The sequence below is a fragment of the Blautia intestinalis genome, from assembly GCF_014297355.1.
Taxonomy (GTDB): Bacteria; Bacillota; Clostridia; order Lachnospirales; family Lachnospiraceae; genus Blautia_A; species Blautia_A intestinalis.
Map to the genome: position 1 here is coordinate 63018 of NZ_JACOQE010000002.1, position 17642 is coordinate 80659.

General features: G+C 39.2%; 18 protein-coding genes and 1 pseudogene. 14 read left to right on the forward strand and 5 right to left on the reverse strand.

Annotation, left to right across the window (positions count from 1 at the left end; genetic code table 11):
• Positions 1-39: 39 nt before the first annotated feature.
• Positions 40-1497 (reverse strand): DDE-type integrase/transposase/recombinase, encoded by a 1458-nt coding sequence (locus H8Z79_RS04370; RefSeq protein WP_118039443.1) that lies wholly within the window; start codon positions 1495-1497, stop codon positions 40-42.
• A gap of 158 nt (positions 1498-1655) precedes the next feature.
• On the opposite strand from H8Z79_RS04370, the gene H8Z79_RS04375 reads away from it, so the two are divergent.
• Complete coding sequence (locus tag H8Z79_RS04375) at positions 1656-2297, forward strand: hypothetical protein (RefSeq protein WP_005424144.1); 642 nt, start codon at positions 1656-1658, stop codon at positions 2295-2297.
• A gap of 354 nt (positions 2298-2651) precedes the next feature.
• Positions 2652-2870 (forward strand): helix-turn-helix domain-containing protein, encoded by a 219-nt coding sequence (locus H8Z79_RS04380; protein WP_005424142.1) that lies wholly within the window; start codon positions 2652-2654, stop codon positions 2868-2870.
• A 211-nt stretch (positions 2871-3081) separates the two neighbouring features.
• Here H8Z79_RS04380 and H8Z79_RS04385 read toward each other — a convergent pair whose 3' ends face one another.
• Positions 3082-3759: a hypothetical protein gene (locus tag H8Z79_RS04385; RefSeq protein WP_005424139.1), complete on the reverse strand. Its 678-nt coding sequence runs from the start codon at positions 3757-3759 to the stop codon at positions 3082-3084.
• Between the two features lie 543 nt (positions 3760-4302).
• On the opposite strand from H8Z79_RS04385, the gene H8Z79_RS04390 reads away from it, so the two are divergent.
• The 8 genes from H8Z79_RS04390 (at position 4303) to H8Z79_RS04425 (ending at position 11938) form a co-directional block, all read left to right on the forward strand.
• Complete coding sequence (locus H8Z79_RS04390) at positions 4303-4842, forward strand: RNA polymerase sigma factor (RefSeq protein WP_092070500.1); 540 nt, start codon at positions 4303-4305, stop codon at positions 4840-4842.
• Positions 4836-5942 (forward strand): DUF4179 domain-containing protein, encoded by a 1107-nt coding sequence (locus H8Z79_RS04395; protein ID WP_055065703.1) that lies wholly within the window; start codon positions 4836-4838, stop codon positions 5940-5942. The genes H8Z79_RS04390 and H8Z79_RS04395 overlap by 7 nt, the downstream gene beginning before the upstream one ends.
• Before the next feature lie 521 nt (positions 5943-6463).
• Positions 6464-8323 carry an asparagine synthase (glutamine-hydrolyzing) gene (gene asnB / locus H8Z79_RS04400; RefSeq protein WP_118039442.1) on the forward strand — a complete coding sequence of 620 codons (1860 nt, stop codon included), beginning with the start codon at positions 6464-6466 and terminating at the stop codon, positions 8321-8323.
• 47 nt (positions 8324-8370) lie between these two features.
• Positions 8371-8598 (forward strand): hypothetical protein, encoded by a 228-nt coding sequence (locus H8Z79_RS04405; protein WP_118039441.1) that lies wholly within the window; start codon positions 8371-8373, stop codon positions 8596-8598.
• A 155-nt stretch (positions 8599-8753) separates the two neighbouring features.
• A complete protein-coding gene (locus tag H8Z79_RS04410; RefSeq protein ID WP_070100277.1) occupies positions 8754-9191 on the forward strand; it encodes a helix-turn-helix transcriptional regulator in 438 nt (145 codons plus the stop codon).
• A 10-nt stretch (positions 9192-9201) separates the two neighbouring features.
• Positions 9202-9759 carry a signal peptidase I gene (gene lepB / locus H8Z79_RS04415; protein WP_055066335.1) on the forward strand — a complete coding sequence of 186 codons (558 nt, stop codon included), beginning with the start codon at positions 9202-9204 and terminating at the stop codon, positions 9757-9759.
• Positions 9760-10246: 487 nt separating this feature from the next.
• Positions 10247-10576 (forward strand): PadR family transcriptional regulator, encoded by a 330-nt coding sequence (locus tag H8Z79_RS04420; protein WP_055066334.1) that lies wholly within the window; start codon positions 10247-10249, stop codon positions 10574-10576.
• Positions 10577-10579: 3 nt separating this feature from the next.
• Positions 10580-11938 (forward strand): FtsW/RodA/SpoVE family cell cycle protein, encoded by a 1359-nt coding sequence (locus H8Z79_RS04425; RefSeq protein ID WP_118041553.1) that lies wholly within the window; start codon positions 10580-10582, stop codon positions 11936-11938.
• A 47-nt stretch (positions 11939-11985) separates the two neighbouring features.
• On the opposite strand, the gene H8Z79_RS04430 is transcribed toward H8Z79_RS04425, so the two are convergent.
• Entirely contained in the window at positions 11986-12459 is a 474-nt protein-coding gene (locus tag H8Z79_RS04430; protein WP_118041555.1) for a helix-turn-helix transcriptional regulator, read from the reverse strand.
• A 137-nt stretch (positions 12460-12596) separates the two neighbouring features.
• Here H8Z79_RS04430 and tnpA point away from each other — a divergent pair, with 137 nt between their 5' ends.
• Positions 12597-13025: an IS200/IS605 family transposase gene (gene tnpA / locus H8Z79_RS04435; protein WP_118041557.1), complete on the forward strand. Its 429-nt coding sequence runs from the start codon at positions 12597-12599 to the stop codon at positions 13023-13025.
• A 105-nt stretch (positions 13026-13130) separates the two neighbouring features.
• On the opposite strand, the pseudogene H8Z79_RS04440 reads toward tnpA, so the two are convergent.
• Positions 13131-13529 (reverse strand): annotated as a pseudogene (locus H8Z79_RS04440) (AraC family ligand binding domain-containing protein); the annotation flags it as partial.
• Between the two features lie 272 nt (positions 13530-13801).
• On the opposite strand from H8Z79_RS04440, the gene H8Z79_RS17580 reads away from it, so the two are divergent.
• The 3 genes from H8Z79_RS17580 to H8Z79_RS04455 all read left to right on the forward strand — a co-directional run bounded on the left by H8Z79_RS17580 (position 13802) and on the right by H8Z79_RS04455 (position 15671).
• Positions 13802-14191: a group II intron maturase-specific domain-containing protein gene (locus H8Z79_RS17580; protein ID WP_225876929.1), complete on the forward strand. Its 390-nt coding sequence runs from the start codon at positions 13802-13804 to the stop codon at positions 14189-14191.
• 110 nt (positions 14192-14301) lie between these two features.
• Positions 14302-14640, forward strand: a complete 339-nt coding sequence (locus H8Z79_RS04450) for a glycoside hydrolase family 95-like protein (protein ID WP_227223093.1) — start codon at positions 14302-14304, stop codon at positions 14638-14640.
• Between the two features lie 398 nt (positions 14641-15038).
• Entirely contained in the window at positions 15039-15671 is a 633-nt protein-coding gene (locus tag H8Z79_RS04455; RefSeq protein WP_005423087.1) for a PBECR4 domain-containing protein, read from the forward strand.
• Positions 15672-16026: 355 nt separating this feature from the next.
• Here the strand turns inward: H8Z79_RS04455 and H8Z79_RS04460 are convergent, their stop codons facing one another.
• Positions 16027-17232 (reverse strand): IS110 family RNA-guided transposase, encoded by a 1206-nt coding sequence (locus H8Z79_RS04460; RefSeq protein ID WP_172678354.1) that lies wholly within the window; start codon positions 17230-17232, stop codon positions 16027-16029.
• Positions 17233-17642: the final 410 nt, after the last annotated feature.

The following is a 17642-nucleotide window of genomic DNA, read 5'->3' on the forward strand; positions in this document are numbered from 1 at the left end:
CGGTATTCCACGGTTCTCCTGACAACGGTTCCGCTCCAGTTATGCAGATGCCTGATTTTGTAGATTTAAGATAGTTTGCTGACCAAGGAAAATCAACAGTTGCCATTTACCTGGCATATTTTCTGCACCTTCCAACATCTCTACTTTATTTAGAACTTTGCATCCTGCGTGCTTGTGAGGTCTGAGAAAGTTGTAGTAGGCGACCCATAGAGCCAGGTCATAGTTGGCACCGTCGATGTTATCAAAGCCGTTTGTAGGTCTGTAAGAAACCTTGTATGTACGGTTTAATCTTTCGATCATCTGTTTGTATGGTCGGAATACTCTTGATACTTCATCGTCGTTGGTAAGTCCAATTACTTGAGTGATATCAAACTTAAACTTATCACCGAACTCACGGAAAAACTGTTGTGCAGCTAATGGATAGGCGCTGTAACCATCTGCAATAAAGTGGAAGTTTTCAGGAAGCTTTTTCAAGTGCCGGAAAGCCATTCGCATGGCTAGAATGCAGGGACCAACGCCGCGGTTATCAGAGACTTGATTGCCAATGATGGAACGTTTGGAAGCATCCATGATGAACCAGATATAAGCTTTTACACCACGGATTTTGATGTAGGTTTCATCAGCAGTAAATACCTTGCCAGTTCCGTAGTCATAGTTGACAACAAAGGGTTTGATACACATAGCGGCGGATTTGCAGTAGTTAGCAATGCTCTGGTGTGAGATATCGATGTTGTACAGATCTTTGAGAGCCTGTTTCGTTTTTCTAAGAGATAGACCAAGATTTACGTGAAGAGTTAGGCATAAGGACATGGTGTTGGAATCAAACTTGGTGAATTTTAGGGAAGAAGCGTTCTTCGTCAGGGAGTTTAAGTCCAGTTTAAAGAAATCTATCGTAAATTCATGGTAGATATAGTGGAGTTTGTATTTGTTTTTGCCATAGTCTTCGTCCAGATGTTTCTTATCCACTTTCTTCAAGTTGTGGAGATAGTAAGGGCATTTGGGATTCACACATTTGTGGATGATAAAGTGTTTATGGTCTTTCTTATGCACCAGGCTGTGGTTGCAATGAGGACATCTCAAGACGGTGTTTTTGGAAAAACGATTATCTTTGGTTGGAGAAAAAAGCGTTTGGCAGACCTTGCATAGAACCTGACTTTTCTTCCTGCCATCGTTCCACATCAGATAGTCCACAGGCACATCACAGGCAGGGCAAGTGCAGTGTTTGGGTATATCGCACTCAACTCGACGAAATATAGGGCGAATGGTCTTGTGGTAGCGTTGCTGGTAGTAAGAGATAAGGTCTTTCCAGTTCCAGTCCTGCTGATAGGATATGACTTTGGGAAGTTCATCAATCTTAAACTTCTGGTACTTTGGAGAATGGGAATCATCGAAAGCCCACTGCTTAAGAGGGATATATCTACAGATAAGGTTAATAAGCCAGCAAATTTGTTTATGTTGGTATTGAATGAATTGAAGTAAATAGAGTATAATGTCCATGAGCAATGTCTCCTTTGGTAGTGTTGCTTGTGGTGATTGCATTATACCAAAAAAGAGGTCATTGCTCTTTTTATTGCGAACTCCCATAAAATCAAGGTTTAAACAATAAAAATCAGGTAGTAATTTGACACTACCAGTAAAAAAGAAAGGATAAAAAAATGAGAAAAAAGATTCTGAAAGTGTTTTTTGTGATATTGACAGGTATCACGGTGACCCTGACAGGATGTGAATTGTCAGGAAGCAACGAATCCGCGCAAACGGAAAGCGAAAGTGGTAAGGATGCTGTAAAGTTTATTCCAAATCTTACTACGGCTGTTACCAGGAAGCCAACGCCCACAGCTGTGGCAGCAAATCCAGGAGACAGTGTGCAGAATCAACAGTCTGGAAATAACGCAGAAGCGGAAATTTACCAAAGCCAGGGAGATCCCGCAGATCAGGAATCTGCACAGGAAGAAACTTATGATACCCAATATATCACTGGTAATATTCTGTATTCCGATGAAAATACGATAACAGTAGAAGTGGGCGAATCAGGAAATTATTATAATATGGTTTTTAATATAGAAAACGCCGTCCTGAATATAGCTAATGGGAGTGCTGTACGATCCGGACTGAATGTTGACCTGGAGTATTATAGTCAGAATAACGTTAATATAGTAATCATGCTTACGAGTGATGGGGAGGAATATTTACCTTCCAGTACATTAGAGGAAGCGCAGAAAATGGCCGACGAATATGTACCTGATGTGAGTGAATCGGAAAACGAAGATTTTGAAGATACCCCTCCCAGTGAATATTAGATTTTCTCGGAAAAGGCACTGCATATGCAGCGCCTCAGACTGTAGACAAACTTGGTGCTGGGTATAACACCCAACACCAAGTTTGTCTACAGTCTGGGGAATATTGTTTAAATACAATATTCCTTTTTTTATAGATATAAGAAACCTTTGATTCTGAACAAAAAATAAGTTTACATTTTTATGCCCAGATACTCTTTAAAAAATAAAAGGGTATATGATGCAGGAATATAAAGATTTGGTTATACAGGCGAAAAATGATTCAAAATATATGCAAAGCTTACTTTGCATAATGGAACCTTTAGTAAAATCATATGCAAAAAAAACTTAAAAAAAGAAAAATACGAATGTGCATATATGGATAATGAAGGTGATTTACAAGAAAGCTATAGAGCGGATTATTCATCTGTGGAATTAGCATTTGATCTGAAAAATATAACCTTAAAAATGACTTCAAACCAAAGGGATATTTTAAAATACTTGATTTTAGGGTGGTCAGATAGTGAAATCGCATCTTTCTTACACTTTAGCCGTCAATATGTAAACAGAGAAAAGAAAAAATATATCAATTTCTGAAATGATTTTTTACATAAATAGTAAGTGCTGAATTATTGCTTGAATTTGTGACATAAACATATTTGCAGCAGTCAAAAGAAGAAGCAACATGTTTGAAAGAAAAATTAAGTCAAAAATGCCGCAGCCTTTGAAAATATTGGCTGCGGCATTTAAAATATATGATATGTTTGATGTAAAAAACATCAGGTTCTCAACCAGACATTTGGGTAAGTCAAGATGATGCTTCTGATATAAGATATGCAACATTAAAATCATCATATACTTGAGAATTTAAATGCATATCTTCATATAACTTGATATAGTCTTCGATTGTTTTGGTGTTATCCTCTGCATATATATGAGTGTTTCCATCGTTGTCCTCAACAAATAAGAGAGTAACATCTATTTTATCTTCTGTTAACCAGAAAGAGATATATTTTGAAAGAGTCCCATCAATTTCTGTGGCACCATCCAGAATTTGTTCATCTGATTCCAGCTCATTAATATGTTCCCAAAAAATTTGAGGAGAGAACGCAAGTAATTTTAAGTTTTTTTGAGAGTCTTCTGAGTACCATATATGTGCTTCTGTGTTGAGATAGTCGGTTATATTAATATCCGTATCTGCCGGTAACTCATAAGTTTCACCGGCGTCAGAAGTCAGCGAAAAGGTTTTTGCATGATTAGAATAAGAAGTGACAATCCCCTTGACAAAATAGTAAGTTATATCTGAATCACTATCATAATAAGAGCCGGAACCATCTATATCATAAGATACATATTGCCCCTCAGGCTCCTTAGGGGCGGAAAGGGTGATTAGATCTGAGGGGGCTTTGCCAAAAGCTTGTCCGGATAGCAATATACTACCGAGTACGATACTGCCTGCGATACATAGAATTTTTACATTATTCATGGTTAAATGGCCTCCTTGTTTAGTTATTGAATATTATATCAATTAAAGTGTGAAAATTGTAATTTTGACTTATCGAAATATGTTTTAGATAATATGAAGTGACCCCACATTTGTAGCAACGTGGATTTACCTGTATACTAGAGTTTGCTAAGAACAATGGTAACAGGGATTACCGCAAACGTAGGGGAGAACGAAAAATGAGACTACCGGATAAAATAGCACCGTTTCTGGAATTATTGCACATATACAGAGAAACTGGGTCAGAAAACAGCGAAAGCATATAGGATCGATCTAAGCAGTATTTTGGTTTAGTTGCTTGTGGAGAGCAAGACAAAGAGAAGCTTGAGGAATATATTACGGAATTACATAAAAAATATAAACACAAACAGAACAGAGATTAAAAAATCGGATATTTCGTTGGCAATAGAAGAGCCAACGGAAAAAAATACTTTTATGAGAACCGATTTCCTTTCCGATGCATCTAATTAGTGTAAAAGTAAACATGAATAGTAATCCAGCTGGACAAAAGGAGAAGACAAAGTTATGACAAAAGATGTATTTATTAAGGAGGTTCGGGATGCAGAAGCCATGCTGTATCATATATCGAAGTCCATTCTGAAGAATGACTCTGATTGTGGGGATGCTGTGCAGGAAACAATTCTTAAGGCATATGAAAAACTTTCCACTTTAAAGAAAGAAAAATATTTCCGAACATGGATCACAAGGATATTGATCAATGAATGCAAAGGGATTCTTCGGAAAAGAAAAAATGTTATTCCATATGAAGAATATATGGACAATATGAAAATGACTGAGGAGGACAGATACAGTCATTTGTATATGGCGATTATGGAACTTCCGGAGGATCTGAGGGTTTTGGTAACATTGTATTATTTAGAAGGATTTTCCTTGAAAGAGATCAGTGAGGCTCTGGATATTCCGGAAGGAACGATCAAAAGCAGACTTTCACGTGCAAGAGAGTTTTTGAAGGTGCAGTTATCCGAAGAAGAGAAAAGACCGGCAACTGGGAAAAACAGCAAGCAATTAAAAAGAATAACAGGAAAGGGGAAAATGTCATGTTAGAGAACAAATGGAATAATATCGCACCGGAAGTACCACAGGATTTTCATAATAAATTTGAAGATACACTAAAACAGATTGAACAGGCGGATTCAGCTGATAAAAAATACAAAAGAAAAAAAATCAGTGGCCGATTATTGATTGCAGCAGCAGTAATCTGTACTGGTATGGCTGTTACTGTGGCTGCAAAAGAGTTCTTTAAATGGAATAATTACCTGGTGAAAAGACTGGAGCCATCGGAAGAACAGCAGAAGACACTGCAGGAATCAACCTATATTCAGAATATAGACCAGTCTGTAACACAAAATGGTGTGACGGTTACCCTGACAGATTCTATTCAGGATCAGGGATTCCTGTATGCTTTTTTTGAAGTGAAAACAGATGACAGTATTTCTATGACTGATCATACTTCTTTTGAGGAGATGACACATTTTAAGATCGATGGAAAGGAAGTATATGCAGTGGACGATAACAGATTTGGAAGTTTCAATACTGGGGTAGGACAGGATGTGTTACTGAAAACAGATCAAAATTCTGCACATCTTAAATATTTTAACGCCTGTATATCTTATGACGGTGATTATGATCTGAGTAATAAAACAGTAGAAATCACATTAAAGAATCTTACGGAGGAAGGAGATTATGATACGACTGTTATTACAGATGGAACATGGGATTTTAAATGGACCCTGGGTGCAGTAAAGCCTCCGACAACTCTGGAAGTGAACCGGAAATGTGATTTTGGAGGTTATGAAATCACAGTGAAAAAAATGGAAGTAACGCCCCTTTTATGGTCATTATATCTTGATTATGATGAAGCTATGAAGGTGTATGAAGATGAGAAAAACAAGTTTGAGTACACAGGTACGGATTATGGCATGGATCTTTATGCCAGAACTAGTATTGACCAGGTGCGTTATAAAGATGGAACGGTTTTAACACTTGATAGGACCATGGGAGGCATCGCTGGCGGTGGAGAAAAACAGGATAAGGAAAATGGTGTCATGATCATCAGAAACAGCTTCCCGCAACTGGTTGATGTAGATAACCTGCAGGCAGTACATTTTGGGAACATTGACCAGTGGCTTGAAGTGCGGGAATAAAAGTTTTTTCGGTGATACAGAAAAATCCTCCCATAATTAGATAATGAGAAAATACAAAAAGAACCGATACAAGGTCTTTGCAAGACTGATATCGGTTCTTTTTGGCCAAGTCTGCCAAGCCCATTACCTTTAGGTGATGGGTAGTTGACTAAATATAGGTAACCATACAGTCGGAAAAATGGCTCTGTAACAAAAGACCGTTTTTCCGGCTTTTCATTTTATCAGTAGTGAGGCATTCACACCGTTTGAAAATCTGTAAGATCTGAGTCATTGGGGTATGTCATGACGGGTAATCAAATATATGACATAGATTCTACAATTGTAGAAAATAAGATTGACTTTCTAATTCTACAGATGTAGAATTAGAGATGATTTCTACAAAAGTAGAAAAAGAAGGGAAAACACAAGCTGAGGCGCAGACTCACAGACCACTATGATTACGATGTGACCATGTGGGATTCACTTGTGGTAAAAAAGTTGTTGCAGCATATAAACTACATCAAATAGATACGGAGGATAAAATGTGCGGAATCTGTGGATTTACAGGTTACAGACAGGATCAGAAGACAGTAATTGAAAGGATGATGAAAGCCATTGAGCATAGGGGCCCGGATAGTGAGGGCTCTTTTTGCAGGGAGAAGATCACGCTGGGCTTTCGAAGACTTAGTATTATTGATTTAGAAGATGGGCAGCAGCCTATGGAAAGTGCGGACGGAAACCTTCATATTGTTTTTAATGGAGAAATCTATGATTATAAGGAACTGCGGGCAGAACTTGAGGCTTTCGGCATTTCTTTCTGTACTCATTCTGACACGGAGGTTCTGATAAATACTATTCAGCTGTATGGGGAGAAGGCACTGAATAAGCTCAGGGGAATGTTTGGGTTTGCTGTATGGAATGAACAGGAGCAGAGTTTGATGCTTGCAAGGGATTTCTTCGGAATTAAGCCTGTGTACTATGCCGAAATAGATGGACACTTTGTATTTGCTTCTGAAATTAAGAGTATCCTTGCATTTCCAGGCTATGAAAGGAAAGTAAATCAGAAGGCACTGGAGCAGTATTTGTCATTTCAATATTCCCCTCTGGAAGAAACTTTTTTCAGGGGGATTTATAAGCTTATGCCAGGTCATATGCTTTTATATAAAAACGGAAACTATGAGATAAAGACTTATTTCAAAACAAAGCTTGCACCAGGCCAATGGGACCGTAAGACGAATATGGAGCAGCTGCGGAATGAGCTTGCAGAGAATTTAAAGGATTCAGTGGAGCACCATATGTTAAGTGATGTGGAAGTCGGCGCGTTTTTATCCGGGGGAGTGGATTCCGGTTATCTGGCTTCTTCCTCTGGTGCAGATCAGGCATTTACAGTGGGATTCGATGAGGGAGACCGATATAGTGAAGTAAACAAAGCTGCCAAAGTGGCAGAAAAAGCAGGTTTGAAACACCATGTGAAAATCATATCCAAGCAGGAATTCTGGGATGCCCTTCCAGATGTTATGTATCATATGGATGAGCCCCTTGGGGATGCTTCCGCCGTTGCACTCTATTTTCTCTCAAAAGAGGCTGCAGGTCATGTCAAGGTTGTTCTTTCCGGAGAAGGAGCAGACGAGCTTTTCGGTGGATATAATATTTACAGAGAACCGGAATCTTTGAAAAAAATTGACTGGATTCCATTTGGCGTCAGACGTGTAATTGGAAAACTGGCTGCAAAGCTGCCGGATGTGAAGGGACGAGATTTCCTTATCCGTGCAGGAATGAAAGTGGAAGAACGTTTCATCGGAAATGCATATATTTACCGTGAAAAAGAGAAAGCGCAGATTTTGAAAAATAAAGTAACAGGACCTTCCACACAGGAATATTTAAGACCATTTTTTGAAGAACTTGAGTCAGAAAACAGAGGATTACTTCAAGACATGGAAAAAATGCAGTCTGTAGATCTGAGCTACTGGCTTCCTGGCGATATTTTGCAGAAAGCAGATAAAATGAGCATGGCACATTCATTGGAAGTCAGGGTACCATTTCTGGATAAAGAAGTTTTTGACTTTGCAGCAAAGCTTCCGAAAGAAGCCAAGATTGCAGCGGGTACAACCAAATATATTTTCCGTAAAGCTGTTTCCCAATTCATACCACAGGAAACCGATGAACGTAAGAAACTTGGTTTTCCAATTCCAATCCGTGTGTGGCTACGGCAGGATGACTGGTATCAGATGGTAAAGGAGTTATTTACCTCGAAAGAAGCAGAAGAATTTTTTCATACAGAGGAACTGCTTCAGCTTCTGAAAGACCATAAAGAGAAAAAGGCAGATAACAGCCGTAAAATCTGGACAGTCTTGACATTCCTTATCTGGTATGATAGATTTTTTGCTACATGTTCGAAGTGAGAGAGTTGGTTATGAGACGGTAAAAATATAAATATACGAAAAATCCGTTGACAGAGGATCAGGTTGAAACTCAAATTATCGGAGGGGCAGATGCTCCCACAGAAGTAAGGCTTCAAGACGATACAGACCAGAAAGAAAATACCGACGCAGCAGATAAAACGGATGAAGATTACGGAACCGAAGAAAGCGCATATTATGATGGAGCTACAGGTGAAATCACTGCAGAATCCGGCTGGACACCTGTCGGGGATAAAATAAGGATTCAGATTAAGTAGAGAAACGTGAATCTGTTTTCAAAAATCCCATGTCAAAGAAGCTTTGCATACCTGTTTTTTCGCTGTAAAAGGTAAATTGCTTTTCATTTGGCAGAAATTTTTATATAATCCAAGTGAGAAAGCAAAACCGATTGGAAGAACAGGAGCAGAGCAATATGAATATTGGAACGCAGATACTAAAAATACGAAAAGAAAAGGGACTGACCCAGGAGGAATTTGGAAAAATATTTCATGTTACCAGACAGACTGTGTCTAATTGGGAAAATGAAAAGAGCTATCCGGATCTGCAGATTCTCATAGACATCAGCAACCGTTTTGATATTTCTCTCGATGTCTTAATAAAGGAAGATGTCAAAATGGTAAAAACCATGGATAAAGAAAGAGTGCTTGGATCATTGAAACGGGAAAAGTCTGTTATTGACTTTTTTACAGGTGCAGGAACTGGAATTGTAATTTCCTGCCTGTTTTCAGCTGATACAATGGTCAGAACGGTTACCATTGTATTAGGCGTGGTCATGATCGGAATTGGCTGGTACCGGGAAGCAAAATATGACAAAAGATTGTTCAGATATATGAATAATGAAGAACGGTGAGGTGGAGAGCATGAAAATCTGGCGTGAACTGTTAGGCTATGTGAAATTGATTGTAATAGTAGTGGCAATTACTCTGGTTATCAATAATGTTGTTTTGATTAACGCAAAAATCCCTTCACCCTCCATGGAAAAAACACTTATGGTGAAAGACCGCCTTTTCGGCTTTCGGCTTGCGTATGGAATTAATCTTAATCTGTTCGGTTATGAAATTTCTGAAAAGTTCAAGGACCCGGAGCGATTTGATATTGTAATATTCAAATACCCAGATGATGAAAGCCGTCTTTTTATCAAAAGAGTGATCGGACTGCCGGGAGAGGTAGTGGAAATTAAGGATGGGAAAGTTTACATTGATGGTTCACCCACTCCATTGGATGACTCTTTCATTCCGGAGAAAATGATCGGAAGTTATGGTCCATATACAGTTCCGGAAAACAGTTATTTCATGCTTGGTGACAACCGGAATGATTCGAAGGATTCACGTTCATGGAAAAACAAATTCGTGCGATTTGACCAGCTTGTGGGGAAAGCTATTGTAAGATACTATCCATCTTTCAAGTGGTTAGGATAATAAGAAACGCGAATATCAGTGGCTTATTAAGCACTGGAATATTCGCGTTTTTTATTTGATATCACTAAGATTATATATTTTCAAATATATGTAATCAGTTGGCCACATGATCAAGTTCTTTACAATACGCATTGGGAGGATTGCAAGGAAGCCTTTTCCGTAGAGCATGTCCAGCCGTAAGGTATTTAACAGAATATATAGCAAGAATTCTCCTTCCTCTACAGGTGGGAGATGAATTGCAAAATAAAAAAACATTTGTTCTACAATGCAAATCGTGGTATAATGAATGATTTTCTATAGTTTTTCTATACTTCAAAATACGTGAAAGTATAGTATCTATGCGGATAATCAAAAATTAGATATAAAATATAAAATTTTTGATAAATCTTATTGATATATTGACAAATAACGTAAAATAATCTATTATATAGACAACCGATATATAGAACGTCGACATATAGCTTATTCTAAGAAGGGGGTGGACCAGATGGCTATTGAAAGAGCATTGGTTTCAGGAAGTATGGCAATGCTTGTAATGAAACTTTTGTCTGAAAAGGATATGTATGGATATGAGATGATCGACACACTGAGGCAAAAATCTCAGAATGTATTTGAGCTGAAGGCAGGAACTCTTTATCCATTGCTGCACAGCCTGGAAGAGAAAGGACTCCTGACAGTATATGAACAGGATGTAGCTGGAAAGACCAGAAAGTATTATAGCCTTACCAGACAGGGAAGAGGATTCCTTGAAAAGAAAATAGAGGAATGGAAAGAGTATTCTGCAGCAGTGACCAATGTGCTTATACTGGAGGTGTGAGTTATGGATGAATATCTGAAATTATTGCTGGAACAGATTCGCTGCACAAAAGCCAGACCATACATAAAACAGGAACTGCAGGATCATATGGAGGATCAGATTGCGGAAAACATGAAGGCAGGCATGGATCATGAACAGGCAGAGAAGGAAGCCGTCAGAGACATGGGGGATCCTGTGGAAACAGGAATCTCCCTTGACAGTATCCACAGACCTCAGGCTGCATGGAAACTTTTGGGAATGATTATATTTATCAGCATTGCAGGTGTTCTGATACATGCAGGGATTTCCGGAAAAGCCAGTGAGAATGCGGCAGCCGGTTCTGACAGATATGTGTTTCATGTTATGATCGGGCTGGCTGCCATGATGATTTTGTATCTGCTGGACTATACCGTACTGGCAAAATTTTCAAAAATAATTGCAGCTGTTTTATTGTCCGTCTGTTTGCTGGTTATATTGGAAGGAGGCCAGGTAAACGGAGCAAGGATTTTTATATCACTGCCAGGAGGCAGAAGAGGCATGGATGTACAAAAACTGATGCTGTTTTATGTCCCCATATATGGAGCAATTTTATATAAATATCATGGGTGGGGATATAAGGGACTGATAAGAGCAATCTTATGGCTGATTGCTCCAGTAATATTAGTTTACAGCCTGCCGGCACTCAGGACAGCTTGTGTGATGCTGGTAACTATGCTGACTATGTTGACGATCGCAATCAAAAAGGACTGGTTTACTGTCAGAAAGAAAAGAACTATCTGTGGAATCTGGGCTGTGTTTTTGACCGCGCCCATAGCAGCTTTCCTGGGTATGTACCTGAGAAACAGGCTGGCGGAATATCAAATTGCGCGCATACAGGCGATGTTTTCCAGCGGTAGCGAAACAGACTATCTCACAAAAATGTTGCATTCACTTTGGAGACAGAATAAGCTGATCGGGAAAAGCAAATCAGATGTAACGGGAATCCTGCCAGCATTTAACGCGGATTATATTCTGACCTATCTGTCATCTGTATATGGAATAATTGCAGCTATACTTTTGTGCTGTGTTCTTGCGGTTCTGATTTTTGCAATCTTTAACACTGCGTTGCGACAGAAAAATCAGCTGGGTATGATGATGGGATGCGGGTGCGGAATTGTATTTCTCATCAGTTTTTTGATAAATGTCCTTGAGAATCTTGGCGTATTTCCGCAATCAATAACATTTCTTCCGTTTTTTTCAGCCGGAGGAAGCTGTATTATAATTTCTTATGGACTCATGGGGATCGTGCTGAGTACTTACAGGTATAAGAATATTTATCCGCGACATCCTGAAACAGGCTTTATGTCCATTAATTCTAAGGTAAAAAAGTATCGTAATATTTAAAACCAATCAAAAACGCTGAGAATTGCTCCCAGCGTTTTTGGTTGGTTTTATTTTGGACAGTTTTCTGCATTCAGCACCAGCTGCTTGCGGAACTGTGAAGGGGACATGCCACACTGTTTTCGGAAAAATCGGCTGAAATATAATGGATTTTCGTACCCGACCAGGTTGGCTATTTCTGTGATATTATAATTGGTCGTTTCCAAAAGCATTTTTGCATTGGTAAGCCTCAGAGACTGCACGTATTGAGCAGGTGTAGTATTGGCATACTGACGGAAGTTCTGGATGAACCAGCTGATACTCATATTGTGGGAAACAGCATAGTCCTCAATACTTATAGGTTTATTATAATGCATCCGAAAGTACTGTGCAGCCTGTTCCATATCGTTCATGTTCTGAAGGTTCTTTTTACGTGGCTTTTGCAGTGCTATTCTATGGAGGCTGATCAGGAGAATCGTGAAATAATTTATCAGCATCTCCTCGTAATCAATTCGCTGCAGATTCAGTTCCTCAATCATAGACATAAATGAAAAGCCTAATCCCCCAGCTATGCTGGGGAGAATGGAGTAGGCGGAAGCGGTGAGGATAACAAATAAAGCCTCCTGTGATATGATGAGAATGGTGTCGCAAGCCAAACTCAAAATCAAAGGAGGCGGTCCAAATGGACAATAAAAGTCTATCACATACTCGCTGGAAATGCCAGTATCATATCGTATTCATTCCTAAATATAGGAAGAAAGTATTGTATGGAAAGGTACGAGAAGATGTGAGAGAAATAATATCAATTCTATGCAAATATAAAAGTGTAGAAATAATTGCGGGAGCCGTATGTATCGATCATGTGCATTTAAGCGTAGCAATTCCGCCGAAACTTAGTGTATCAGACTTTATGGGATATCTGAAAGGGAAAAGCACATTGATGCTTTACGACAGACATCCAGAACTGCAAAGTAAATGGGATAAAGCCTTTTGGGCTAGAGGATATTATGTTGAAACAATCGGCAATATAACAGATGCAGCAGTTCAGAAATATATAAATGAGCAAGCAGAGGAATCGAGAAGAGAAGATTCCAGTAGTACCGCTTTATAGCGGGCCAGTAAAAGTGCTTGCGATACTGCCCTTTGGGGCGAGCAGTAACAATGGCCCTTTGGAGGGCAAAGGATAAACCACCAGTTGAACTGGTGGTTGCTAACTTAGATTTTTGTACTCAATGGAGATACCGGTATAAATAATGCGGGTATCGTCGGCAATCCCATATCTTCTCAGAAAGTTCTTTACATTATTTCCAGTAAAGTGAACCCAGTAAACTTCGGTCTGATCCGCTCCATAATAATAATAGCGTTGTTCCTCACGTGGACGGTAGAGTACCATATTGCCGGCTTCTACAACAGTAGGTTTTCCATCAAAATAAAAATGTGCCCGTCCGGATGCGATGTAAAGAAGCTGATAATCAAGCCGGCCTTTCGGGCGGTGGGTAGGAAGCTTTTCTACGGTGTATAGATGATAAGTACCGCAGCTTCCAATAAACAGGGGATGTTTTTTATCCATAAAATCAACCCTGGATTTGTGATAGTATGCTGATAATGTATACAAGCAATGTCTTTCTTGTCATATTGCACAAAACACAACAATATGAATTGTGCAATTTTACGATTCTACAAAATATTGTTAAAAAATAGTTGGCTATTATGTAAAGGTATAACATTTTGTGCATGTTTTGGCGAATGTTGTTTATGTATTTTTTTATAATAAAAAAGTATAATGATAGTACGACAAAAGCAAAATATCTGGGATTTGCTTTTTATTATCAATTTCAGGAAAAGAAATATAGGATGAAAGTTCCGAAAAAGTCATTGGATAAAGTAATGAAGAAAGTCAGGAAACTTACGAGCCGCAAGTGGAGCGTGAGTAATTCATACAAAGCGAAAAAGATAGCAAAGGTAGTAAGAGGATGGATTAATTACTTTAAAATTGGCTCAATTCTTACAGTAAGCCGAAAACTTGATACAGTAATCAGGTATAGATTCAGGATGTGCATATGGAAACACTGGAAAAATCCAAAAACCAGATATAAAAATTTGGTAAAACTGGGTATTAGTAAAAAGAATGCAAGGTGTGCGGCGGGATTTCATGGATATGCCCGAGTGTGCCGTACAAAAACTGTTTGTTATGCGATGTCAAATGCACGTTTGAAGAAATTTGGTTTACTCTCAGCCGAGGAATATCTTTGTAAAGCGAGATGTCAAGTTAACTGAACCGCCGGATGCGGAACCGCATGTCCGGTGGTGTGAGAGGTCGGCGGCAAAAGCCGTCTCCTACTCGATCAAACCAGCTCCGTTATACCAGGGAGGAAAATATCTCCTGTGTGGGAGGCAGCATTTATCCCAACATGTTGTGTGCACACCCTCCGTTCCAGATCGATGGGAATTTTGGCTTTGCAGCTGCAGTTGCAGAGATGCTTATCCAGAGCAGGAAAGGGCATTTCCTGTTGCTTCCGGCACTTCCGGATGAGTGGAAAGACGGAAAAGTCGGGGGAATGAAGGCACAGGGTGACATCACAGTTGATTTTGAATGGAGAGAGGGCAGGATACACAGGGTTCGCCTCTGTTCTTCCCGTGAGCAGAAAGTAACGCTGGAATGCAATGGAATTTCGAAAACAGTATTTTTAAAACCTGATGGGACAGAGAATATGATTTTTGATTGATCTGTCCTGAGGGCCTGGAAATCATAGACAGTGGTAAGTAATGGGGTACAATAAAATACAGCCAATCGATTTTGCCAGAAACTATTGATATTTCTTAGGGTATCGCATATAATATAGTTAAACCAAAAGGTTTCGTGTAGCGGCACGTAAAAGCTGTACTGTGCCCGGGCAGGGTAATTACTGGGACTATTTGATACTCGGAAGGGTATTACGCCCACACCAGGGAGATACGGTGAGTCCGCGCCGGGGACTTAATGATACCGGCGACATTTTAGACATTCGGAAGGATGTCGCGGCTGACAGCCAGCATAAAACCGCTTTTTAAGATTATGGGCACTGGATAACAAAAAGTTGTCCGGTGCTGTTTTTATATTATAGTGATGATTGGGAAAAGATAGATGGGAAAACAACAGGATAGAGAGAAAATCGTACAGGAGATTAAAATAGCTGCCGATCTGTATAGGAAGCATTTAGTAGGTAAAAGATTTCTATATGTATTTGAAGGCAGATATATTGAGGTGCTTTATAAAGCTGCCAATTTCAGGCACTTAACAGGTGTGGCCACAAACCTTTCCGCAAAAAAGTTTTATAGTTATGCAGCAAAAAAACTGCTTCAGGCTTCGCAGATATTTTTTACACCGCAGCACCCTTTTTCATTGTGTAAGCGTAAAATTAAGCATATCGGACAGATTGCAATGCTGGCTGGCTCAGAAGGCTTTATGTTGGAAGAGATTGTTACAGATACGAGAACTTATAAGTTTGGCACAACAGATCTTAATTTTACTCTATGCTTAAATAAAGAGTATGATGATCAGGGACAGCAAAAAGGCGATTGCTTTGTAGTAGAATCACTGCGAGATGAAGATTGTTTTTCTAAAAGTACAACAGCATATACAGTAACTCATATTTTCTCAGCACCGAATGATGCGAAAAAATATACAACTTTACTGTTTTTGGATGAAAATGCAATGATAGACAGTCTTCCGGATGAAATTAAAAACATGCTGGATCAAACTTTATTACATAAATAAAAATGGAGAGTCTTAGTTGGCGATTCAATTAATCTATCCTGAGGGTATGAGAATTATTGACAGCCGTATCATGTAAAACGCACATGGTACGGCTGTTTTTATACCCTAATAGGACCTGATGATCATAAAATTTGAACGATTTCGGGGGTGTTTTTATCTGAGATAATTTTTTTAAAAATATTTGCAACCTTTTTAGGACGATAAGCGGGAATCCTCGGCAATTCAATTACCGAGCCTGCAAATAAAAAGTCAATAGCAAATTGATGATTTCAGGCAAAAATTTTTGCAAGATTTTGAACATTAAAATAAGACCACCGATATTCGCTGGTCTAAAATAAAGGTATTGACGAGATATTTATTCTGGGAGTGAAGACAGATATTCTTTCACTCGACCATAGTAGATGCGAAGAAACTTATTCGCACCGGCTGTCATGTAGACGTAATAAGGCTTTCCTTGTGCTCGTTTCTTATCCATAAACAAGTAGACAGGATCATCCTGTGGCTTTGTTTTGATGAGAACATCCATGACTTGAAACAGAGTCTTACGAAGAGTACTGGAACCGCGCTTGGAAGCAGGAACGCTTTTCTGCTCATATGAACCGGATTCATTTACACCGGGATCAACGCCTGCAAAGGCTGTAATGGCTCCTTTGTGGGTAAATCGGGAGACATCACCAATCTCTGCCATAAGCTGTGGACCAAGCGATTTACCTACACCTTTCATAGCCATGACAACAGGGTATTCCGGCAGTTTAGAAGCAGCCTCATTCATCATGGTACGAAGCTGTTCCACAGTCTGTGAAGCCGTATTTAATTGTTCTACAGCCTGTTTGATGATTAACTTTGTCAGATCGTCTTTTGGAAGTATAGAAACAAGCTCCTTAGATGCTTCATAGATTTCAACAGCTTTTGAACGGCTGAAGTTGTACTTCCTGCGTTTACACCACTTTTGATAGTGGTCGATAAAGGCGTTTAGAGAGAGTTTACGAACACAATCCACATGCCAGTAGGTGGCTGAAAAGTCAACCCATTTTTGACTTCCATCCTCACGGGCAGGGCTGTCAAAATAAGTGTTAGCTCCCGGATAAGTTTGGTCAAGGATGCTGATTAGATTATTTTTCATAGCGGTTTTGTGTTTCATGTAAAAATCAAACTGGCGGTTCATGGTTTTCAGTTGATTACGAATTTCATCCATGAGACTATACTGTCTGAGTTCCGTCCAACTGTCAAGAGTATAGCGTGCAATTTTTACTGCATCCGCTTTATCGGACTTTACTTTGCGGAGAGAGTTGTCTCCAAAATCTTTGATGAGTTTGGGATTTATGGCAGATACAAAAAGGTCAGCTTTCGAAAGTTCACGGACAAGAGGTTCGTAATAACGACCGGTGTGTTCCATGACAATACGAGATTCGCCATCAATGGATTGGATCTGCTCAATGAGAGAGCGAATCCCACTGACTGTGTGTTTGACTTCAAATGGTTTTGAAATGATCTCACCATAAGAACGAAGGATAGCAACCATGCTTTTTCCTTTGGAAACATCAATACCTACTGCATTCATATTCATAAATTTGTCACTCCTTAAAATCAGATTATGCAATGGATAAAGACCAGTTTTACTCATTGCCTATTCCATCTACTGTGGTGTGACACGAACGTACCGAAGGCAGTTCAACCTGCATAAAACGAACGCTGCAAATGAGGAGCTGGTTATCAGTCTCGGCAACGGACGCGAAGTCCAAGATGAATAAGACGATATACCGATTGCTCCATACATTTTAACAGCTTAAGCAACAAGATGGATAATTCCTTACTGGCTGTAAGGGATATTAACCATAAATATATTGTAGTAGATGAAAGCGTAGAATTGTGCATATCTGCACATGGAAATAATATAATAATCCCTTAACTCCTTGATATTAATGCCGTAACCGGCATATAATCAATCGAAAATATGTTCGACTTTTTGTT